This is a genomic window from Paenibacillus sp. NPDC057967 (assembly GCF_042887015.1).
In the GTDB taxonomy this organism is placed as follows: Bacteria; Bacillota; Bacilli; order Paenibacillales; family Paenibacillaceae; genus Pristimantibacillus.
Genome location: NZ_JBHVQB010000015.1, coordinates 64,748 through 84,193 on the forward strand (window position 1 = coordinate 64,748; position 19,446 = coordinate 84,193).

Annotated in this window: 27 protein-coding genes; 24 read left to right on the plus strand and 3 right to left on the minus strand. The window is 50.0% G+C overall.

All coding sequences use genetic code 11. From position 1 onward, the window contains the following. The first annotated feature begins 40 nt into the window (after positions 1-40). The 15 genes from rplR to truA all read left to right on the plus strand — a co-directional run bounded on the left by rplR (position 41) and on the right by truA (position 8,525). Positions 41-409, plus strand: coding sequence for a 50S ribosomal protein L18 (rplR, locus tag ACFVSO_RS28165; protein WP_387480041.1), 369 nt, complete (start codon positions 41-43; stop codon positions 407-409). Between the two features lie 24 nt (positions 410-433). Beyond that, complete coding sequence (gene rpsE / locus ACFVSO_RS28170; RefSeq protein ID WP_119803816.1) at positions 434-931, plus strand: 30S ribosomal protein S5; 498 nt, start codon at positions 434-436, stop codon at positions 929-931. Between the two features lie 13 nt (positions 932-944). Next, positions 945-1,124: a 50S ribosomal protein L30 gene (rpmD, locus tag ACFVSO_RS28175; protein WP_119803818.1), complete on the plus strand. Its 180-nt coding sequence runs from the start codon at positions 945-947 to the stop codon at positions 1,122-1,124. Positions 1,125-1,170: 46 nt separating this feature from the next. Further along, positions 1,171-1,611: a 50S ribosomal protein L15 gene (gene rplO / locus ACFVSO_RS28180; RefSeq protein ID WP_119803820.1), complete on the plus strand. Its 441-nt coding sequence runs from the start codon at positions 1,171-1,173 to the stop codon at positions 1,609-1,611. Then, positions 1,612-2,913: a preprotein translocase subunit SecY gene (gene secY, locus ACFVSO_RS28185; protein WP_387480042.1), complete on the plus strand. Its 1,302-nt coding sequence runs from the start codon at positions 1,612-1,614 to the stop codon at positions 2,911-2,913. An 80-nt stretch (positions 2,914-2,993) separates the two neighbouring features. Beyond that, on the plus strand, positions 2,994-3,644 hold the full coding sequence (locus tag ACFVSO_RS28190) for an adenylate kinase (protein ID WP_387480043.1): 651 nt from the start codon (positions 2,994-2,996) through the stop codon (positions 3,642-3,644). After that, positions 3,644-4,408 carry a type I methionyl aminopeptidase gene (gene map / locus ACFVSO_RS28195; protein ID WP_387480044.1) on the plus strand — a complete coding sequence of 255 codons (765 nt, stop codon included), beginning with the start codon at positions 3,644-3,646 and terminating at the stop codon, positions 4,406-4,408. Before ACFVSO_RS28190 ends, map begins: the two co-directional genes overlap by 1 nt. Positions 4,409-4,412: 4 nt before the next feature. Beyond that, a complete protein-coding gene (locus ACFVSO_RS28200; protein WP_387480045.1) occupies positions 4,413-4,694 on the plus strand; it encodes a hypothetical protein in 282 nt (93 codons plus the stop codon). Positions 4,695-4,697: 3 nt separating this feature from the next. Then, positions 4,698-4,913 (plus strand): translation initiation factor IF-1, encoded by a 216-nt coding sequence (gene infA, locus ACFVSO_RS28205; RefSeq protein WP_015847200.1) that lies wholly within the window; start codon positions 4,698-4,700, stop codon positions 4,911-4,913. A gap of 46 nt (positions 4,914-4,959) precedes the next feature. Then, the gene (rpmJ, locus tag ACFVSO_RS28210; protein ID WP_003333770.1) at positions 4,960-5,073 is read left to right on the plus strand and encodes a 50S ribosomal protein L36; all 114 of its coding nucleotides are present in this window, start codon (positions 4,960-4,962) and stop codon (positions 5,071-5,073) included. Between the two features lie 19 nt (positions 5,074-5,092). Further along, entirely contained in the window at positions 5,093-5,461 is a 369-nt protein-coding gene (rpsM, locus tag ACFVSO_RS28215) for a 30S ribosomal protein S13 (protein WP_116050219.1), read from the plus strand. A 19-nt stretch (positions 5,462-5,480) separates the two neighbouring features. Next, positions 5,481-5,876: a 30S ribosomal protein S11 gene (gene rpsK, locus ACFVSO_RS28220; protein WP_116050217.1), complete on the plus strand. Its 396-nt coding sequence runs from the start codon at positions 5,481-5,483 to the stop codon at positions 5,874-5,876. A gap of 124 nt (positions 5,877-6,000) precedes the next feature. After that, positions 6,001-6,945, plus strand: a complete 945-nt coding sequence (locus tag ACFVSO_RS28225) for a DNA-directed RNA polymerase subunit alpha (RefSeq protein WP_116050216.1) — start codon at positions 6,001-6,003, stop codon at positions 6,943-6,945. Between the two features lie 47 nt (positions 6,946-6,992). Beyond that, complete coding sequence (gene rplQ / locus ACFVSO_RS28230; protein ID WP_387480046.1) at positions 6,993-7,358, plus strand: 50S ribosomal protein L17; 366 nt, start codon at positions 6,993-6,995, stop codon at positions 7,356-7,358. 381 nt (positions 7,359-7,739) lie between these two features. After that, positions 7,740-8,525, plus strand: coding sequence for a tRNA pseudouridine(38-40) synthase TruA (gene truA, locus ACFVSO_RS28235; RefSeq protein ID WP_387480047.1), 786 nt, complete (start codon positions 7,740-7,742; stop codon positions 8,523-8,525). Between the two features lie 196 nt (positions 8,526-8,721). Here truA and ACFVSO_RS28240 read toward each other — a convergent pair whose 3' ends face one another. Next, on the minus strand, positions 8,722-9,693 hold the full coding sequence (locus ACFVSO_RS28240; RefSeq protein WP_387480048.1) for a DUF4097 family beta strand repeat-containing protein: 972 nt from the start codon (positions 9,691-9,693) through the stop codon (positions 8,722-8,724). A gap of 614 nt (positions 9,694-10,307) precedes the next feature. Between ACFVSO_RS28240 and rplM the strand changes: the two genes are divergently transcribed. From rplM to ACFVSO_RS28270, 6 genes are all read left to right on the plus strand, one after another. Then, the gene (gene rplM, locus ACFVSO_RS28245) at positions 10,308-10,745 is read left to right on the plus strand and encodes a 50S ribosomal protein L13 (RefSeq protein ID WP_119803836.1); all 438 of its coding nucleotides are present in this window, start codon (positions 10,308-10,310) and stop codon (positions 10,743-10,745) included. Between the two features lie 20 nt (positions 10,746-10,765). Then, positions 10,766-11,158 (plus strand): 30S ribosomal protein S9, encoded by a 393-nt coding sequence (gene rpsI / locus ACFVSO_RS28250; protein WP_028609625.1) that lies wholly within the window; start codon positions 10,766-10,768, stop codon positions 11,156-11,158. A 263-nt stretch (positions 11,159-11,421) separates the two neighbouring features. After that, on the plus strand, positions 11,422-12,117 hold the full coding sequence (locus ACFVSO_RS28255) for a phosphoadenylyl-sulfate reductase (protein WP_387480049.1): 696 nt from the start codon (positions 11,422-11,424) through the stop codon (positions 12,115-12,117). Between the two features lie 39 nt (positions 12,118-12,156). Next, entirely contained in the window at positions 12,157-13,323 is a 1,167-nt protein-coding gene (sat, locus tag ACFVSO_RS28260; RefSeq protein ID WP_387480050.1) for a sulfate adenylyltransferase, read from the plus strand. A 149-nt stretch (positions 13,324-13,472) separates the two neighbouring features. Next, a complete protein-coding gene (cwlD, locus tag ACFVSO_RS28265) occupies positions 13,473-14,273 on the plus strand; it encodes an N-acetylmuramoyl-L-alanine amidase CwlD (protein WP_387480051.1) in 801 nt (266 codons plus the stop codon). A 104-nt stretch (positions 14,274-14,377) separates the two neighbouring features. Continuing rightward, a complete protein-coding gene (locus ACFVSO_RS28270) occupies positions 14,378-15,487 on the plus strand; it encodes an Mrp/NBP35 family ATP-binding protein (RefSeq protein WP_387480052.1) in 1,110 nt (369 codons plus the stop codon). 119 nt (positions 15,488-15,606) lie between these two features. Here ACFVSO_RS28270 and gerD read toward each other — a convergent pair whose 3' ends face one another. Then, positions 15,607-16,281 (minus strand): spore germination lipoprotein GerD, encoded by a 675-nt coding sequence (gene gerD, locus ACFVSO_RS28275; protein WP_387480053.1) that lies wholly within the window; start codon positions 16,279-16,281, stop codon positions 15,607-15,609. A 270-nt stretch (positions 16,282-16,551) separates the two neighbouring features. Here gerD and ACFVSO_RS28280 point away from each other — a divergent pair, with 270 nt between their 5' ends. Beyond that, positions 16,552-17,175: a KinB-signaling pathway activation protein gene (locus ACFVSO_RS28280; protein ID WP_387480054.1), complete on the plus strand. Its 624-nt coding sequence runs from the start codon at positions 16,552-16,554 to the stop codon at positions 17,173-17,175. A gap of 9 nt (positions 17,176-17,184) precedes the next feature. Here ACFVSO_RS28280 and pdaB read toward each other — a convergent pair whose 3' ends face one another. Further along, a complete protein-coding gene (gene pdaB, locus ACFVSO_RS28285) occupies positions 17,185-17,985 on the minus strand; it encodes a polysaccharide deacetylase family sporulation protein PdaB (protein ID WP_387480055.1) in 801 nt (266 codons plus the stop codon). A gap of 159 nt (positions 17,986-18,144) precedes the next feature. On the opposite strand from pdaB, the gene ACFVSO_RS28290 reads away from it, so the two are divergent. Both ACFVSO_RS28290 and ACFVSO_RS28295 read left to right on the plus strand, forming a co-directional pair. Then, positions 18,145-18,768: a stage II sporulation protein M gene (locus tag ACFVSO_RS28290; protein ID WP_387480056.1), complete on the plus strand. Its 624-nt coding sequence runs from the start codon at positions 18,145-18,147 to the stop codon at positions 18,766-18,768. Between the two features lie 132 nt (positions 18,769-18,900). Beyond that, positions 18,901-19,125 carry a hypothetical protein gene (locus ACFVSO_RS28295; protein WP_116050199.1) on the plus strand — a complete coding sequence of 75 codons (225 nt, stop codon included), beginning with the start codon at positions 18,901-18,903 and terminating at the stop codon, positions 19,123-19,125. The last annotated feature ends 321 nt before the right edge of the window (positions 19,126-19,446 follow it).

A 19,446-nucleotide genomic window follows, 5' to 3' on the forward strand; every position in this document is an offset into this window, starting at 1 on the left:
AGATAGCTTCCTAAGGCAAAAGGAAAGGAGTGAACCAAGCATGATTACGAAAGGCGACAAAAACAAGGCTCGTCTGAAAAGACACCTTCGTGTTCGTAAGAAAATCAACGGCACAGCAGCACGTCCGCGTCTGTCTGTATTCCGTTCCTCCAAGCACATTTACGCACAATTGATCGACGACGTAGCAGGCGTAACACTGGCATCCGCATCCACTAAGGATAAAGAACTGGTTAGCGCAATCGGTAACGGCGGCAACGTTGATTCCGCTGCGAAAGTTGGCGAATTGATCGCACAACGCGCTCAAGCAAAAGGCGTAACTGAGGTCGTGTTCGACCGTGGCGGTTATCTGTATCATGGCAGAATTCAGGCGCTGGCTACAGCAGCTCGCGAAGCAGGCCTGAGTTTCTAATATCTAATAAGGAGGTAAAATGACTTGCGTGTAGATCCTAATACGTTAGAACTGACTGAAAAAGTCGTTCACATCAACCGCGTAGCAAAAGTTGTTAAAGGCGGACGCCGTTTCAGCTTTAGCGCACTAGTAGTAGTTGGCGACGGCAAAGGCTACGTTGGCGCAGGGATCGGTAAAGCGGGCGAAGTACCTGATGCGATTCGCAAAGGTATTGAAGACGCTAAGAAAAACCTGATCCACGTACCACTCGTAAATACAACAATTCCACACCTTGTAATCGGACATTTCGGCGCAGGAGAAGTTCTTCTGAAGCCGGCTTCCGAAGGTACAGGTGTTATCGCAGGCGGCCCTGTTCGTGCAGTTCTTGAACTGGCAGGCGTAGGCGACATTTTAACGAAATCTCTTGGTTCTTCGAATTCCCTGAACATGGTTAACGCGACGCTTGAAGGTCTCTCCCGTCTGAAACGTGCGGAAGACGTTGCCAAGCTGCGTGGAAAAACAGTCGAAGAGCTGTTAGGTTAAGGAGGGACATACGATGGCTAAATTGCAAATCACCCTCGTTCGCAGTTTGATTGGCCGCAACGAGAAACAACGTGCAACGGTTGAATCGCTCGGCCTTCGCAAAATTCGTCAATCGGTCGTTCTTAACGACAGCCCGGCTATTCGCGGCATGGTTAACCATGTCAGCCACTTGGTCAAAGTTGAAGAGGTTTAAAGAATAGCTCGGACATTTACGAAATCTACAAGGAGGTGCACGAACGATGAAATTGCATGACTTAGCACCAGCACCGGGCTCGACTCAAGCGCCAAAGCGTAAAGGTCGCGGTATCGGTACCGGTAACGGCAAGACGGCCGGCAGAGGTCACAAAGGTCAAAACGCTCGCTCCGGCGGCGGCGTTCGCCCAGGCTTCGAGGGCGGACAGAACCCATTGTACCGCCGCGTTCCGAAACGTGGCTTTAACAACCCTTTCCGTACCGAATATGCGATTGTCAACATTGAAGAGCTGAACAGCTTTGCAGCAGGTACTGAAGTTACACCAGAAGTTCTTCTTGAACAAGGAATTGTCAAAAATCCTTTGGCAGGAATCAAGATCTTGGGTAATGGTGAATTGAAAGTAGCTCTTACTGTTAAGGCGAAAAAGTTCTCTCAATCTGCGGTAGAGAAAATCCAGGCTGCCGGCGGTAAAACCGAGGTGATCTAATTGTTCACAACCGTGTCCAACATATGGAAAGTGGCGGATCTGCGTACACGGATCCTATTCACACTTTTCATCCTATTCATTTATCGGATCGGATCCTTTATTCCGGTACCGGGTGTTAACAAAGATGTTTTCAAGAACATGGATTCGGCAGGTGCTGATTTGTTCGGCCTGCTGAATACATTCTCCGGCGGAGCGCTCTTTCAGTTCTCTATCTTCGCACTTTCCATTACGCCGTACATCACAGCTTCCATCATTGTGCAGCTGTTGTCGATGGATGTAATTCCAAAGTTTGCAGAGTGGGCAAAAGAAGGCGAAAACGGTAAAAAGAAACTTGCTCAAATTACACGTTACGGAACAATCATTCTCGGTCTGGTTCAAGGCTTCGCTACGGCGATCGGCTTTAACCGCCAGTTCGGGTTTGAAATGATTCCTGGCGCTACCTTCGTAGATTACCTGGTCATCGCTATCATCCTTACGGCAGGCGTAGCCTTCCTGATGTGGCTTGGTGAGCAAATTACGGAGAGAGGTATCGGCAACGGTATCTCGATTCTGATCTTCGCAGCGATCGTAGCCGGTATTCCTGGCCACATTCGCACGATTTATGAGGATCAATTCGTTGGTGCTCAAGATCAGCTCTTCTTGAACATTGCGAAGATGCTACTGATTGTAATCGTGATTATCGCGATTATCGTTGGTGTTATCTTCATCCAGCAAGGTATCCGGAAGATTCCGGTTCAATACGCGAAGCGTGTTGTTGGACGCAAAATGTACGGCGGACAATCGACTCACATTCCGATGAAGGTCAATGGCGCAGGGGTAATCCCGGTCATCTTCGCGGTTTCGTTGCTCATGTTCCCGACTACAATTGCGAACTTCTGGTCTCACCAGCAATGGGCGCAATGGATTATCAACAATATGAGCTACGACAAGCCGCTTGGCATGGTCCTGTACGTATTGCTGATTATCGGTTTCACTTTCTTCTACACATTCGTGCAAATTAATCCGGTACAGATGGCTGATCAGATGAAGAAGAATGGCGGATACATTCCGGGCATTCGTCCAGGCAAGCCGACTTCGTCCTACCTGACTCGCGTATTGTCGCGGATCACGTTGACAGGTGCAATCTTCCTGGCGCTTATCTCCGTTTTCCCAGTGTTCTTCGGAGCATTGGCTGGATTACCGCGCTCGGTGCAGCTTGGCGGTACTTCGCTCCTTATCGTTGTCGGCGTTGCGCTTGATACGATGAAGCAGATCGAGGGCCAGTTGATCAAACGCCATTACAAAGGGTTTATCAATAAATAACATTAGGTTCGAAGGCGGGCTGCAGCGTATTCGCGAGTAGCCCGAACGAGCCTATTGTGTTTAAAGCGAGGAACACGGTAATGAACATTTTATTCATGGGCCCTCCAGGAGCCGGCAAAGGTACGCAAGCTGAGCGTATCGTAGAAGAGTTCGGTATCCCGCACATTTCGACCGGCGATGCGTTCCGCCTTGCGATGAAGCAAGAGACGCCGCTTGGTTTGAAAGCGAAGGAATATGTAGATCAAGGTCTGCTTGTTCCAGATGAGATTACAAACGGTATCGTGAAAGAGCGTCTGGCTCTGGATGATTGCCAAAAAGGGTTTTTGCTCGACGGATTCCCTCGTACGATCCAGCAAGCCGAAGCGCTTGATGTGATGCTGAGCGAGCTGGGCCGCAGCATTGACCATGTCGTAAACTTGAAAGTTGATCGCGGATTGCTGCTTGCTCGTTTGACGGGTAGACGCATCTGCAAATCTTGCGGAACGACCTACCATGTATTATTCAATCCTCCGAAAGTCGAAGGCGTCTGCGATAAAGACGGCGGAGAGCTGTATCAGCGTTCTGATGATACAGAGGAGAAAGTGGGCACACGCCTGGACGAATACACGTCCAAGACGGCTCCGCTTCTTGACTACTACAGCGGTAAGGGTCTCCTGCGCGAAGTCGACGGCGAGAAAGATATTGATGTCGTTACATCCGATATCGTTTCCTGCTTGAAAGGTACGTTGTAATGATAATATGCAAATCCGAATCGGAGCTGCGATTAATGAGGGAAGCCGGACGCATCGTTGCGGAGACGCATCGTCTAATGGCACAGGCGGTTAAGCCGGGCATCACTACAGGTGAGCTCGACGCGATTGCCGAGAAGTACATTAGAAGCCAAGGCGCTACTCCTTCATTTAAAGGTTACAATGGATTTCCTTCCAGCATATGCGCTTCTGTCAATGACGAGCTGGTACACGGCTTCCCTGGATCACGCAAGTTGAACGAGGGCGATATTATAAGTATCGACATCGGCGCGCAGTATGAGGGCTATCATGGTGATTCCGCTTGGACCTATGCGGTCGGCAGCGTAACGCCTGAAGTTCAAAGGCTGCTAGACGTAACGGAAGAGTCGCTCTATGCGGGTCTTGCGCTCGTGAAGCCGGATGTCAGACTCTATACGGTATCGCACGCCATCCAAAAGGTTATCGAAGCGGCAGGTTTCTCGGTCGTTCGGGAATACGTAGGGCACGGAATCGGCGCGGATCTGCATGAAGAACCGCAAATACCGAACTACGGCGTACCGGATAGAGGGCCGCGTCTGAAGCCGGGTATGGCGCTTGCAATCGAGCCGATGGTCAATATCGGTGAACGATATGTCCGGACGCTTGAGGACAATTGGACAGTGGTAACGCAAGACGCTTCCTGGTGCGCTCACTTCGAGCACACGGTTGTCGTCACGGAGGACGGCTTTGAGATTTTGACCAAATTGCCAGAGCAGCCAGAGGCTTAGGTCGATGGAAACTCAACCGCAAGTTGGACAGATCGTCAAAGTGCTTCGAGGCAAAGACGAAGAGAGCTATGCCGTTGTCATCGGAATCATTGACGAGCGATTCGTTATGATTGCGGACGGCGACAAGCGAAGATTCGATTCGCCGAAGAAAAAGAACGTTCTGCATTTACAGTTACAGCCTGCCATCAGTCAAGAGGTTACAACCAGCTTGCAAGAGTCCGGCAGGGTGACCAATGCCAAGTTACGTTATGTGATTCAGAAGTATGCGTATGCGAAAGGAGAATGACGGTTGGCTAAAGAAGACGTCATTGAGGTCGAAGGCACGGTTATTGAGCCGTTGCCAAATGCCATGTTCAAGGTGGAGCTGGAGAACGGTCATCAGATTCTCGCCCATGTTTCCGGCAAGCTCAGAATGCACTTTATCCGCATCCTGACAGGAGACAAAGTGGTTATACAGTTATCGCCTTATGATTTATCAAGAGGGCGCATCACCTATCGGAAGTAGGCCGTGACTTACGGCTTGCCCACGAAAGATTCGGGAGGTAATCACAATGAAGGTTAGACCTTCGGTTAAGCCGATTTGCGAAAAATGCAAAGTCATTCGTCGCAAAGGCAACGTTATGGTGATTTGTGAAAATCCGAAACACAAACAAAAACAAGGTTAAAAGGAGGGAAATATAGCCCATGGCACGTATAGCTGGTGTAGATATTCCGCGCGACAAGCGCGTTGAAATCGCCCTGACGTATATTTTTGGTATCGGCAAAACGACGTCTCAAAAAATCATAGCTTCGACTGAAGTTAATCCGGACACTCGCGTTCGCGATCTGACTGAAGACGAGCTGGCTCGTTTGCGCGAAGCCATCGACAAATCCGTAAAAGTGGAAGGCGACCTTCGTCGTGAAATTTCACTTAACATTAAACGTCTGACTGAGATCGGCTGCTACCGTGGTCTTCGTCACCGTCGCGGTCTTCCTGTTCGCGGTCAACGTACGAAAACTAACGCTCGCACGCGCAAAGGTCCTCGTCGTACTGTAGCGAACAAGAAGAAATAAGAAGGGAGGATAATGATCAATGGCTAAACCAAAAAAGGTCGTTCGTACTAAACGTCGCGACCGGAAAAATATTGATAGCGGCGTGGCACATATCCGTTCCACGTTTAACAACACGATCGTTACGATCACCGACCCGCACGGTAACGCAATTTCATGGGCTAGCTCCGGCAACCTTGGTTTCAAGGGTTCCCGCAAAAGCACCCCGTTTGCCGCTCAAATGGCTGCTGAATCCGCTGCGAAAGCAGCAATGGAGCACGGCATGAGAACGGTCGAAGTTATGGTTAAAGGACCAGGCGCAGGCCGTGAAGCTGCAATCCGTTCGCTTCAAGCTGCTGGATTGGAAGTTAACCTCATTAAGGATGTTACGCCAGTTCCACACAACGGATGCCGTCCGCCAAAACGTCGTCGCGTATAGTCTGATCCACGGTGGTATCAAATAACAGCAACTTGTGAATAATGGTTGTGAAGGTTTGGCATACTACGAGATTTGACATAAAAACGACAAGGTAACGGAGCGACGTTTGAAGGAGGGTACTATTGTGATTGAGATCGAAAAGCCGAAAATCGAAACCGTAGAACTGAACGATGAAGGAACCTACGGACGTTTCGTGGTCGAGCCGCTGGAACGCGGATACGGCACGACGCTTGGAAATTCGCTTCGCCGAATTCTGTTGTCGTCATTGCCTGGTGCGGCTGTAACGTCGGTTCAAATCGACGGCGTGCTGCATGAGTTTTCTACGGTTCCTGGAGTGATTGAAGACGTAACGGAAATCATCCTGAACCTGAAAGGCCTGTCGCTCAAAATCCACTCCGACGAAGAGAAGGTGCTGGAAATCGACGCGGAAGGCGAAGGCAACGTAACAGCGGGGGACATTCGGGCAGATAGCGATGTCGAGATTTTAAGCCCTGATCTTCACATTGCGACCTTGGCCTCCGGAGCGCGACTCCATATGCGGATTTTTGCTAATCGGGGACGCGGTTACGTGCAAGCGGACCGGAACAAGAGCGACGATCAACCGATTGGCGTCATTCCTGTCGATTCGATCTACACGCCCATTACTCGTGTTAATTACAGCGTAGAAAACACTCGCGTCGGTCAAGTCACGAACTATGACAAGCTGACGCTGGAAGTATGGACGGATGGCAGTATTCGCCCTGAAGAGGCTGTAAGCCTCGGCGCTAAAATATTGACCGAGCACTTGGACTTGTTCGTTGGATTAACGGATGAAGCCAAAGATGCGGAGATCATGGTTGAGAAGGAAGAAGACAAGAAAGAGAAAGTCTTGGAGATGACTATCGAAGAGCTGGATCTTTCAGTACGTTCATATAACTGCTTGAAGCGTGCAGGCATTAATACCGTTCAAGAGCTGATCACGAAATCCGAAGAGGACATGATGAAGGTTCGTAACCTGGGCCGCAAGTCGCTTGAGGAAGTTCAAGAGAAGCTGGAAGAGCTGGGTCTTGGCCTTCGCATGGAAGAATAGCAGTTCACAGCTAGATGTGACAACAGAGCAAGGGAGGGGAAAACAAGATGGCATATCAAAAATTGGGACGTGACGCAAGTGCGCGGAAAGCATTGTTCCGTGACCTCGTTACTGATCTGTTCCTGTATGAGCGCATTCAAACGACTGAAGCTAAAGCGAAAGAGGTTCGTTCTATCGCTGAAAAGCTGATCACTAAAGCTAAGAAAGGTGATCTTCATGCTCGTCGTCAAGTGGCAGCATTCGTGCGTCGCGAATCCGTAAATGGTGAGCAAGACGCAATCCAAAAGCTGTTCTCCGAGCTAGCTACTCGTTACTCGGAGCGTGCAGGCGGATACACGCGTATCCTTAAGCTGGGTCCTCGTCGCGGCGATGCCGCGCCTATGGTTTACCTTGAGCTGGTTGACCGCGCGTAGGTTGTTGCAAGTAAAGGGTGGTCCTCTGGGCCACCTTTTTTTATTTAATGAGAAACACAAGCGTCCGACAGACTGAACACGTCAGCTCTCAGGTGTGTCTCTCTCACGTAAATGGGGATGTTTAAGTCGATATCATCGACTTAAATGAACGAAGTACTGTGTGGTGGATGATGAGGTCGATGACATCGACTTAAAGTTGCATGTAACGCTGTCAGGAGCAAAATAGGTCGCTTTCACCGACTTAAGTACACGAAAGTAAGTGTATCGAATGAATTAGGTCGATGAAACCGAGCTGAATTTGCTGGTAGGGCAGTAGGAAGAAAGATAAGTCGGTACTACCGATTTCAATTTGCAGTGGATAAAGGGCAGAGGGTGAAAACAATGCGTAATATCGGCGTAAAGGTCAGTTATGATGGAACGAATTTTAACGGCTTTCAGTCGCAGCCATACGGACGGACGGTTCAAGGCGAGATCGAGAAAGCGATTAAACATTTGTCGGGGGAAAATATCGTTATTATTGGCTCTGGACGAACGGATGCGGGGGTCCATGCGCTGGGACAAGTATTCAACTTTCATACGGCTTCGACCATCCCGACCGAACGTTGGGCGATTGCGCTGAATACGCGGCTCCCTAAAGATATCATCATTCTGGACGCATGGGATGTGCCGGAAGGCTTCCACTCCAGACGTTCGGCGAAACGCAAGACCTACCGATACACGATCGATATGGGCAAGTTCCCGGATGTGTTCGCCAGATCGTATCGCTTCCATCATCCGACACGACTCAACGTAGCAGCGATGGCGGAGGGCGTAAGGCATCTAATCGGTACACATGATTTCACTTCTTACACCTCGATTCATTCGACGAAGCCTCATCATATTCGGACCGTGTATGAAGCCTATTTCGAACAGGAAGGCCAGGCGCTTCATCTCTATATTACGGGGAACGGCTTTCTGTATAACATGGTCCGCGTCATTATGGGAACATTGTTGTGGGTAGGTCAAGGCAAGCTGAAGCCTGGCGACATAGGTCGTATCCTGGAAGGGAAATCCCGTTCACTGGCCGGACCGACCGCTATGCCGCATGCCCTGACGCTGATGGATGTGGAATACAGTGAAGACGGTGCAGCTCATGCCGCAAATGCTGTAGAGGACGATGACGAATAATGCATCTCTGCTACTATACGGATGACTCGATGAACAGAGGATTTCTTCCATTATACCCTGCCACTAAGTGGACCAGGCCTCATAGGTTAAGAAACAAAAGAAGCTTCCAACCCCACATCAAGTGGCATCGGAAGCTTTTATTTTTGCATCATTTCAACTTAACAACGAGTCATTCCTGCTTATTGAACACTCGCATTTATTTGAGTACAAAGTCACCCGAACCAGTCTGGACGTTCAGCTTAATGCCGCCGCTGCCGAATTTACCTTTGATGCTGCTGGCACCCTTCGAGCCGCTTTCGTAAGTGAAATCGTCCTTTAGGATGACGCCATCCCCGGAGCCTGCTTTGAACTGCACGCTAAGGGAGTTTGGATTGTTGTCGAGCATAACGGTCACATCACCGCTGCCTGTGCGAAGATCGGTAGGTCTAGTTATGTTCTCTACTTGCATTTTAATGTCACCGGAGCTCGTTTTCCCAGTCAGCTCCGCAGTACCATCCTCGAAGTCCACATCGCCGCTATTCACCTTAAAGTTGATGGTGTCAGCTTCGTATCCTTTAATCGATAGGTCCCCGCTCTGTGTTGATAAATCCATCTTCTTGGCGGCCACGTTGCGCAGCTTAAGGTCCCCGCTATCAATGCTAATAGATAAGTTGCTGTCAACTTTGAAATCGGATCCCTTAACGTCGCCAGAGTTTGTATTAAGCTTGGCATTTTCAGCCCGTAATTGCTCTAGGGATAAATCACCGCTACCCAGATCGATATCCAGCTGGCTCCACGTTTTCTCAGGCAGCTCGACAATCATATCTACCCCTCTGAATCCGAAGCCGAAGCGAATCCCGCGGTCGCTCTTGAGCGAGAGGTGCAGAGTACCGTCTTTCTTGCTGCTATCGAGCTTCAGATCTTTGATGTAATTCTTGGACGCCCAGCCCTCCAGCCTGATTACTGCCTCGGAACCGCTGCCTCGAACTACTCGTACATCCAGGCTGCCAGATGAAATATCGAGGTTGCGAACATCGCTGATATCAATGGTCTGCTGCTCATTGATTTCGGATGCGAAGTAGTTGCGAATGCTTTGAAGCGTATTGCTGCTTCCGTTCTCGTACACGTAGAGCACGCCAATGATGCCTACGATGATCATAATAATGCCAATTGTCGTTTTGGGTCTCATCGTCTTCTCTCCTAATATACAGCACGGAAGAACAAGCTCACTTGTTCATGCTGCATTTGTTATCCTCATTGTACCAATCCGATGAAGCTAAGGGAACCGCCCCGTGGTGGGGGACGACTCAGTCTGGAGACTGAGATTGTATTAGGGATGCGAGCAGGATAGAATGAAGATCGTCAGAGGAGTTAATCTCTTAGACGTCACTTCAAGTGGAAAGCTATACGCGAGTGGGGAACATCGGATGATGTACGTCATATTCAAGGATGCACCTCAATGGAAATTACAGCATGTCCGTACTTACGGTTCTTAGATGAATGCGGTACCGTTCAACGGCAGCTATACCTGGCATTGTGCACGAATCAACGGACTGAGGCCAATCTGTCTGATTATCACATGTTGGAAGCCCTACGAGCGGCTTTGCGCTGACGAAAGAAAGCGGAAAAACAGCTTGCACTTTGCTATTCTATATTGTAGAATATAACTTGTGCTTTCTTAGTGGCTCTCCCACAGCCCCGACTAAGAATGGCCGCCAAATGCAAGATTCAACAATGAATAACAAACCAACGGAAACGTTGTTATAAAAACGATTATGGTTAAAGAATTAAGGAGGATCATCCATGCGTACCACCTATATGGCTAAGCCAAATGAAGTTGAGCGTAAATGGTTCGTCATCGATGCGGAAGGCAAAACCCTTGGTCGTCTGGCTAGCGAAGCTGCAAGCCTGATCCGTGGCAAGCACAAACCGCAATTTACGCCGCATGTTGACACTGGCGATTTCGTTGTCGTGATCAACGCTGAGAAAATTGTTCTGACAGGTAACAAAATGGCAGACAAAATGTACTACCGTCACTCGATGTACACAGGTGGCCTTAAGGTCACTCCGGCACACGAGATGATTCAGAAAAAGCCAGAGCGCGTAATTGAGCTGGCTGTGCACGGCATGTTGCCTAAGAACCGTCTTGGTAACAAAATGAAGCTTAAATTGAAAGTTTACGCAGGTGCGGAACATCCACATCAAGCCCAAAACCCTGAAGTCTACGAGCTTCGCGGGTAATAAAGAGGAGGACAAGTTTCATGGCTCAAGTGCAATACTATGGAACCGGTCGTCGTAAACACTCTGTTGCACGTGTACGTCTTGTGCCGGGTGAAGGACGAATCATTGTTAATAAACGCGATTTGAATGAATATTTCGGTTTGGAAACACTCAAGCTGATCGTAAAACAACCGCTTAACCTGACTGACACATTGTCCAAATACGATGTATTGGTTATCGCTAACGGCGGCGGCATGTCCGGTCAAGCTGGCGCAATCCGTCACGGTATCTCCCGTGCTCTGCTGAAAGCAGACCCTGAGTTCCGTCCGGCTCTGAAGCGTGCAGGCTTCTTGACTCGTGATCCGCGTATGAAAGAACGTAAAAAATACGGTCTTAAAGCGGCTCGTCGCGCTCCACAGTTCTCGAAACGTTAATCGTTACAACCAAACGCCTTCTCTGCTTGCAGAGAAGGCGTTTTTTTGTGTTTAGGGTCATATTGATGAAGACACGTACAGCGAGGAAGGCTGAGGAACATGCCCATGCTTCCATGAATCTAATGGATTCATATAGCCCATCGATGCTTTTGATGGTATTTTTTGCGTAAATGTGTAAAGTTCTGATTGAACTACCGTGTAGAAAGGCATATAATCAATTATACAGACTACTTTACTTGGAATTAATAACGGAGGTCATACGTATGAATCTGTTTGAGAAGGAAGCACTTATTGCGCAAAAGGCTGTCGAGCTGGAAAACGCGACGCCGGAGGACATTATTCGTTTTGCAGTGGAGACATTCCCGAATATTACGTTTGCATGCAGCTTTGGCGCGGAGGATGTCGTTCTGGTAGACATGCTGCAGAAGGTTAGCCCGACGACGGATATTTTCTACTTAGACACCGATTTCCACTTTAAGGACACTTATGAGACGCGTGACCGGCTTGCAGAGCGCTACCCGGGCATTCCGTTCGTCGAGGTGAAGCCGGAGATTACGCCGGAAGAACAGGCTGCACAGTTCGGTGATGAGCTATGGAAGTCCGACGCTAACAAATGCTGCGATATCCGCAAGGTTCAACCGCTCACGAAGATTCTATCCCAATACGAAGCTTGGATTACTGGCATTCGCCGTGATCAGGCGCCTACACGCGCCAACTCAAAGAAGATTGAATATGACGTGAAGTTCGGTTTGGTGAAGTTCAATCCTATAGCCAACTGGACAACGGAAGATGTATGGCAATATATCCGCGATAACGATGTCGTCTACAATCCGCTTCATGACAACTACTACCCGAGTATCGGCTGTGAGTATTGCACACGCCAGGTCATGCCGGGGGAGGACCCTCGTGCAGGACGCTGGTCGGGACAAGAGAAGACGGAGTGCGGGCTTCATAAATAAACCATTTGCGAAGGCATGTATAGGAGGACTTCTACGATTATGAGTCAAATCTTACCTCATGGCGGTGTGCTGGTTAACCGGATCGCCGAAGCCGCAGAGCGAGAAACGCTCCTGCAGGAAGCAAAAGACCTTAATTTCATCACGATTAATACATGGACGATTTCTGATCTGGATCTGATCGGTGTAGGCGCGTTCTCGCCGCTGACCGGATTTCTGAATCAGGACGATTATACGTCAGTTGTGGAGAAAACGAGATTGGCCAACGGCCTGGTGTGGAGTATCCCGATTACACTGGCTGTCGATGATGTGAAAGCAGCCGAATTGAAGGTAGGCGAGAAAGTGGCGCTTATCGGAGAGGATGGCATTACGTACGGAATCATTGCAGTGGAGAGTATCTATACCGTAGATCAGCAGGTTGAAGCGGTTCATATTTTTAAAACGAATGATACGGAGCATCCAGGCGTACAGAAGCTGCTGGAGAGACCGTCTACTTATGTCGGCGGGCCGATCACGGTATTGAACCGTCCGAAGCCGGAGAAGTTCCAGGAGTTCTACTTCGATCCTGCTGAGACACGGAGGCAGTTCGCAGAGAAAGGATGGAAGACGGTTGTTGGCTTCCAGACCCGCAATCCCGTTCATCGTGCACATGAATATATTCAGAAGACCGCGATGGAGATCGTTGATGCATTGTTCCTGAACCCGCTGGTCGGCGAGACGAAATCGGATGATGTACCGGCGAATGTACGGATGAAGAGTTATCTGGCTCTGCTGGAGAACTATTATCCGGTGGATCGCGCATTCCTTGGCGTGTTCCCTGCAGCCATGCGTTATGCAGGACCTCGTGAAGCCATCTTCCATGCCATCGTGCGGAAGAACTACGGATGCACCCACTTTATCGTGGGACGCGACCATGCGGGAGTAGGCGACTACTACGGGACGTACGAAGCACAAGAGCTGTTGAGGTCGATCCCGGCTGAAGATCTCGGCATTACGCCGTTGTACTTCGAACACAGCTTCTTCTGCACAGCTTGCGGCAATATGGCGACGACCAAGACTTGTCCGCATGACAAGACGTCGCACTTGACGCTCTCCGGCACGAAAGTGCGGGCGATGCTGCGCGATGGCGTATGCCCTCCGCCGGAATTCTCACGGCCTGAGGTTGCGAAGATATTGATTGAGGGCATGACGGAGCAGCCTGTAGGCTAAGACCAGCCGTCCTGGACCGGAATTGCCGATAACGGCACATATTTGACCACCTCGTCCCATATACATGAATGTGCGCACAAGGCTTATCCTACAGAGTAACCGGATAGGTGCTGCGCATTCATCGATATGGAAGACGAGGTGGTTTTTTGATGCGCAGAATAAAGCGGCACTTTGTCGTATGGATGACCTATAAGGGTGCGATTCGGCTGACGGTAGCCGCTCTGGTTATTGTGCTGACAGGCTTGCTGCTGCGTCAGAGCTTGCCGGCATCGAGCACATGGTCGTATTGGACATTGCCTCTATCGGGCAAAACGATTGCTATTGATGCGGGTCATGGGGGAGCGGATGGCGGCGCGGTCAGCAAGAGCGGCATTATTGAAAAAGATCTGAATCTTGCGATTGCCCTGTACTTGCGTGATTACTTGCAGGAAGCTGGCGCCGTCGTCGTGATGACCAGGGAAGGGGATTACGATCTGGCTTCAGGAGATGCCCATGCTTACAGCAAGCGCAAGACGGAGGATCTGAAGCGGAGAGCGGCACTGATTAATGAAAGCGGCGCCGCAGCCGTGGTCAGTGTCCATATGAACAGTATCCCGCAGCAGAAGTGGTCGGGAGCCCAAACGTTCTATCAGCCGGATAATCACCCCGATAATCGGGTGCTTGCCGCTTTCATCCAGGATGAGATCAAGCGCAATCTGGAGAATACGACTCGTATAGCTGCCAAGGTAGGAGATGTCTATCTGATGAAGGCAATCACGCAGGTACCGACGGCACTTGTCGAGGTCGGCTTTCTGTCTAATCCGGGGGAAGCGGCCAGACTGGCAGATACGGAGTATCAACGGAAAGTAGCGGCTTCCATTTATCAAGGCGTATTGCGCTTCGTGTCGGGAGAGAAGCTGAGCGGAGATTCGCAGCAGCAGCTGGACCTGCAGAACGGAAGCGGGAAGTAGGCGTCCGACAGGAGCCTTCGTTCATGAACCGTTCATGAAACGAAGGCTTCCTGTGTTATAATAGGGAGGAAGTTCTCTTAACTCATAAAGGTGGGACATATACGATGTTGACACGGGAGAAAGCCATCGAGGCCATCGAGTCTGCGATGGCCCAGCAGCAATATCAAGCGGAAGGCGTTAGCTTCCGCGATGTCATGGTTCGGAACCGTCAAGTATCATTGACGGTTCTTGGAGCGGGCGCGGCGATTCAGTCCGCGCTCGAAGCCTCGCTTCGCGAGGTGCTGGCGCCGATCGGCGTCGAAACCGTGCATTGCCGGTTTCGGGACGAGGCGGCGCCAGCTGCAGCGGGCAGCGCGCAGCCTGCGCCCGCGGCAAGTGCGGCACCGGGCGGCACAGCCGGCGCCAAGGCCAGCAGCCCCGTACAGGGACATGGGGCTGGAATCGCCAGCCCGCTGCTGTCTTCGGGCAGCGGGACGACCTTCATCGCCGTCGCCAGCGGCAAGGGCGGCGTCGGCAAGTCCACGGTGACCGTTAACTTGGCGGTCGCCTTGGCTCGCAAGGGTAAGCGTGTCGGCATCATCGACGCGGATATCTACGGCTTCAGCGTGCCCGATATGATGGGCATCGAGGAGCGACCGGCCGTCGTGGACGAGCGTGTCATCCCGATCGAGCGCTATGGCGTGAAAGTCATCTCCATGGGCTTCTTCGTCGAGGACAACAGCCCGATCGTATGGCGCGGGCCGATGCTTGGCAAGATGTTGCGCAACTTCTTCCAGGAGATCGAATGGGGCGAGCTGGATTATATGCTGCTTGACCTGCCTCCCGGTACAGGCGACGTAGCCTTGGATGTTCATCAGATCATTCCGCAAAGCAAAGAAATTATCGTAACGACGCCTCATGCGACAGCCGCATTCGTCGCGGCGCGTGCCGGCGCGATGGCGATCAAGACGGAGCATGAAATTATCGGCGTCGTCGAGAATATGTCGTACTTCGTATCCAAGTTGGGAGAGAAGGAATACGTATTCGGCCGCGGCGGCGGCGGCAAGCTGGCAGAAACGCTTCATTGCGATCTGCTGGCGCAAATTCCGCTTGGCGCACCGGACAACCATCCGTCTGAGCCTGACTTCTCGCCATCGGTCTATAAGGCGGATTCGGAAACTGGCAGCTTGTATCTGGAGCTGGCGGACAGCGTTATTGAGCGCTGCGGGAAGTAATACCGCCCGCCTTTCGGGCTAGTTTCACCGACACATGCAAAAACCCGAACCTCGGGCTGCCTCTGCGGCAAGCTCGAAGCTCGGGTTTCTTTTGATATCCTGCCAATTTGATTCAGATGCTACTCCATACCTTCTTCATCTTGCGAGCCTTGACCCTCTTCCTCGCCTTTTTGTTCTTCTTGACCTTGCGCCTTCTTCACTTTCTCATCCGGCTTCGGCTGCAGCTCTTCCTGAACTGCCGCCTTCATGAGATCGAGCACTTCGAGGCGGAAGAGCGGGTTCTGCATCGATTCCTGCATGAGCGACATGACCTCTTTACGGTATTGAGCGCTCTTTAGCACTTCAAGAATCAGCTTCTCCATTTCCGGGTTTCTCATCGTCTTGATTAATTCCTGCTGATAAGCAGGGTCTTTAATAAGTTCTTTATGAATGTCCTTGTTTTCTTTATTAACGGCTTTGGCAAATTCGCCTGCAAACCTGGTGTCGGTCATAAGCTTCCGGATGACTTTGTCATAATCCGGCGAACTGATGACATCTTTGACGGCGAGCCGAACTTCCTCTTGATCCTGTACGGATAAAAGCTTGGATGCTTGAGCCGTGTAGCCTGATAGCTGCTCGGCCGATTGTTGAAGCGCCTTCTGGGCATCTTCCGTCTTCAGGATGTCTATGACCATCGATTTCATGTCCTTATAGCTGAGCTGCTGCTGGACGTTTCCTGATGATTCGGTACCGCAGCTTGTCAGCAGTAATGTTAACGCCAGTAATGAAGACGATAAAGTCCAACGGATGCGCATATCCTGCTTGCTCCCTTCTATGTCATGGCTGGGCTGTAATATCGGGTGGTTGGCGCGTGCCCAGTATACCGGTGATCGGCGACATGCGGCAAACCAGCGCTTGATCGTTTTTATTATGCGCATTGTTCACTGTTTTATCATGGACGGGCATTAGCTTTTTGTTGCGATCGTGGTAAAATAAAGGGAAAACCTTCGGGGAGTCGAGCAAAATCGAGCTTTACTGTCGAAGTTCGTTTTGCTGCCCAAAACTTTTTAGGGGGATTTATTCGCGTGAATATAAGAAAATGGTTCTTTTTATTCTGGAGCACCATGGCCATCGGAGCGCTTGTATGCGTTGTGGTCGGTTCGATTATGCTGCTAACCAATCAGGAGTTTGGTTTTCTCGGCTTTGAAGCGACCGGATTCAATGCGATGATGATGGCGATATCGGGCCTTATGATCGGCGCTTTCAGCCAAATGGGCTTCTTCGCTTATTTGACGCTTAACTACATCGCCCTCAGCGTATTCCGCAAGAAATACTTATGGAATGCCTTGCAGGGTTATACGACGTTGTTTGCTGTGTTAGCACTCGGCTATGTACTGTATGAGGACCGGACTAACAACTGGTTTTTCTGGGTGCTTCCGCTTGTCATTTTGGTGCTTTCCTTCGCAATGACATGGCTCAAAGTGAAGCAAACGAACAAAACAGCGTTTATTCCAACGATGTTCCTGATGTTCGTGGTTACCTTTATTGAAGCGTGGCCGGCACTGCAAGGGGAGACAAATGTCGCAGCTATTATCTTTATGATGTCTCCGCTGTTCGTCTGCAATGCGTACCAAAATATGATGATGCACCGCCTGCTCAAAAAAGAGACGGCCAACTCCGCAGTAACTCCTGCGAAATCGGCCGGTTAATCTTTCTCTTTATTCAGCTGCGCTAAGCTGCCCTTTGGCATTCGATTGTTTGTCTTGCACCGCGCTGCCGTCGGTTTCTGTCTGGGTAATGAGCTGCGTCACATTGACGAACTCATAACCTTCGGTACGCAATTGATCGATGATGGCTGGCAGTGCTTCATGCGTCTGGGTGACCGTGTCGCTCGCATGCATGAGAATGATATCTCCAGGATGAGTGCGGGTGACGACTCGATTGACGATCTTGTCCGTTCCGATATTCATCCAATCCATGGAGTCGGTATCCCATTGAATGACCTTATACTGCAGTTCTTCTGCGATACGAAGCACTCGTTTGTCGAAGTCGCCGTTCGGAAGACGGATCAAATTAGGCTGCTTGCCCGTAATATCGGAGAGAATGGTATGAGCCGTCGTAATCTGCTTGCGGATTTCCTCTTCGCTGAGCTTGCTGTAGAAGTCATGCTTGTGACCATGGCTGCCGATTTCATATCCGGCGTCTTGAATCTTCTTTACCAGATCGGGGTGGGACTGGCTCCATACCGACGATACGAAGAAGGTCGCGTGGCTAATGTTTTTCTCCTTTAATACTTGGAGGATAGGCTCGGCACGCTTGTCTCCCCAGCTAATATCGAACGTCAGGGCGACAACCTTCTTGTCGGTCGGAACGCTATAGATGGCAGCTGGCTGCTGAGGCGCAAACACGGTGATGTTGTCCCGTTCGGCATAGATGATGCCAATGGAGAATATCAGCGCAATTGCAATGAAGAAATACTTCTTGAGTTTCTTGCCGTTCATGACATAAAACATATTCATGGGGGAAAGCGCTCCTCTCTTCGCTTCGCCCCGGGAAGGGCGTCAGCATTTACATTAGTAGTACAATCTATGCTCGTACCATCGATACTTATTCATTTAATTTGACAGCAAGCGATTAGAATGTTGGAGACACGATACGATTAATCGGGAGGTGTGCGATTGTTCAAGCTCAGCGCCATCATACAGCACTTTAAAGACATGCGGGGCTATATCGGTTTTGCTTTTATTCTGTTTTTTGCGGGCATTGTGGTCGGCGGAACGAATGAAGGCTTCCGCGCTTTTCTTGAAGGCCAGCTGACAGGGCTAGGCCAGCTTGTCGAATCCGTAGACAACAGCAGTAATCCGACGTTAATGATGATGATCGTTATTTTCTTTAATAATGCGATTAAATCGATACTGGTCATGTATTTGGGCGCGTTCTTCGGTATATTGCCGCTGCTCTTCCTCGGGATTAACGGAATGGTGATCGGATTTGTATTGAAGCTCACAGCTGAATCGCCAGATGCACTGCCGGTATGGGAGCTGATTGTCAAAGGGTTGCTGCCTCATGGCATTATCGAGATTCCCGCTATCATTATAGCTTGCGCATACGGGCTGAAGTTCGGCACGCTGGTCATTCGGGCGGGAGGCAACTTGTTATTTGCGAGAGCTAAGCTGCCTGGGATCGGACGGGAGATCGAGCATTTTGCTATTCGTACGGTACCGATGATGGTGATTTTGACCGTAGGACTCCTGGTCGCTTCCATTATTGAAAGCACCATTACACTTTGGTTGTTAAAATAGAGTAATAATATTTCCAATATTTGAGCATAACAGTAAGGCGGTGTCCGAAGCGCATTTGCGAAGGAGCCGCCTTTTGTTCGTCTCAGGACGGTCCATATGCGCTATATACCCCAAAGGAGGCCGCTTACGGTTATGCTCGGAATACTATTCAACGACAAGGAATGCAAAGAACTCGATTACGTATTGCGCAAAGAACTGGATGAGATGCTGCTGGATCTGAACGACTCCCGATTAGATGGAGATATCAAAAGCGCTATAGCAAGACGGTACAAAATCATCTTCAGAATGTATGCGCGAATTGCTTCCCCGAAGGAGCTGTCGCGCTACGCATTGAATGCCAGAACATACAGATCTTAAGGACATAAAAAGCTTTTGAAAAAAAATATAAAAAAGGGGTTGCATTCAATTGGGCCCCTGTGATATATTATTACTTGTCGCCGCTGAGACATACGGCTGACACGCACGAAACGAAAGACAAATGATTGTTCTTTGAAAACTGAACAACGAGCGAAACTGCCCGATACAATCGCAAGATTGAATCGATAACGAAGTTTCCTTAATCAGCTTGCTGGTTATGAGAGATTTCGAAGCAACAACGTTATTGAGCAAGTCAAACTAACTTTTATGGAGAGTTTGATCCTGGCTCAGGACGAACGCTGGCGGCGTGCCTAATACATG

Bases quoted from the DNA above. Each gene is read 5' to 3' on its own strand.
- rplR (WP_387480041.1), top strand. From the start codon at position 41: ATGATTACGAAAGGCGACAAAAACAAGGCTCGTCTGAAAAGACACCTT.
- rpmD (WP_119803818.1), top strand. From the start codon at position 945: ATGGCTAAATTGCAAATCACCCTCGTTCGCAGTTTGATTGGCCGCAAC.
- rplO (WP_119803820.1), top strand. From the start codon at position 1,171: ATGAAATTGCATGACTTAGCACCAGCACCGGGCTCGACTCAAGCGCCA.
- ACFVSO_RS28190 (WP_387480043.1), top strand. From the start codon at position 2,994: ATGAACATTTTATTCATGGGCCCTCCAGGAGCCGGCAAAGGTACGCAA.
- map (WP_387480044.1), top strand. From the start codon at position 3,644: ATGATAATATGCAAATCCGAATCGGAGCTGCGATTAATGAGGGAAGCC.
- ACFVSO_RS28200 (WP_387480045.1), top strand. From the start codon at position 4,413: ATGGAAACTCAACCGCAAGTTGGACAGATCGTCAAAGTGCTTCGAGGC.
- rpmJ (WP_003333770.1), top strand. From the start codon at position 4,960: ATGAAGGTTAGACCTTCGGTTAAGCCGATTTGCGAAAAATGCAAAGTC.
- rpsM (WP_116050219.1), top strand. From the start codon at position 5,093: ATGGCACGTATAGCTGGTGTAGATATTCCGCGCGACAAGCGCGTTGAA.
- rpsK (WP_116050217.1), top strand. From the start codon at position 5,481: ATGGCTAAACCAAAAAAGGTCGTTCGTACTAAACGTCGCGACCGGAAA.
- rplQ (WP_387480046.1), top strand. From the start codon at position 6,993: ATGGCATATCAAAAATTGGGACGTGACGCAAGTGCGCGGAAAGCATTG.
- truA (WP_387480047.1), top strand. From the start codon at position 7,740: ATGCGTAATATCGGCGTAAAGGTCAGTTATGATGGAACGAATTTTAAC.
- ACFVSO_RS28240 (WP_387480048.1), bottom strand. From the start codon at position 9,693: ATGAGACCCAAAACGACAATTGGCATTATTATGATCATCGTAGGCATC.
- rplM (WP_119803836.1), top strand. From the start codon at position 10,308: ATGCGTACCACCTATATGGCTAAGCCAAATGAAGTTGAGCGTAAATGG.
- rpsI (WP_028609625.1), top strand. From the start codon at position 10,766: ATGGCTCAAGTGCAATACTATGGAACCGGTCGTCGTAAACACTCTGTT.
- ACFVSO_RS28255 (WP_387480049.1), top strand. From the start codon at position 11,422: ATGAATCTGTTTGAGAAGGAAGCACTTATTGCGCAAAAGGCTGTCGAG.
- sat (WP_387480050.1), top strand. From the start codon at position 12,157: ATGAGTCAAATCTTACCTCATGGCGGTGTGCTGGTTAACCGGATCGCC.
- cwlD (WP_387480051.1), top strand. From the start codon at position 13,473: ATGCGCAGAATAAAGCGGCACTTTGTCGTATGGATGACCTATAAGGGT.
- ACFVSO_RS28270 (WP_387480052.1), top strand. From the start codon at position 14,378: ATGTTGACACGGGAGAAAGCCATCGAGGCCATCGAGTCTGCGATGGCC.
- gerD (WP_387480053.1), bottom strand. From the start codon at position 16,281: ATGCGCATCCGTTGGACTTTATCGTCTTCATTACTGGCGTTAACATTA.
- pdaB (WP_387480055.1), bottom strand. From the start codon at position 17,985: ATGAATATGTTTTATGTCATGAACGGCAAGAAACTCAAGAAGTATTTC.
- ACFVSO_RS28295 (WP_116050199.1), top strand. From the start codon at position 18,901: ATGCTCGGAATACTATTCAACGACAAGGAATGCAAAGAACTCGATTAC.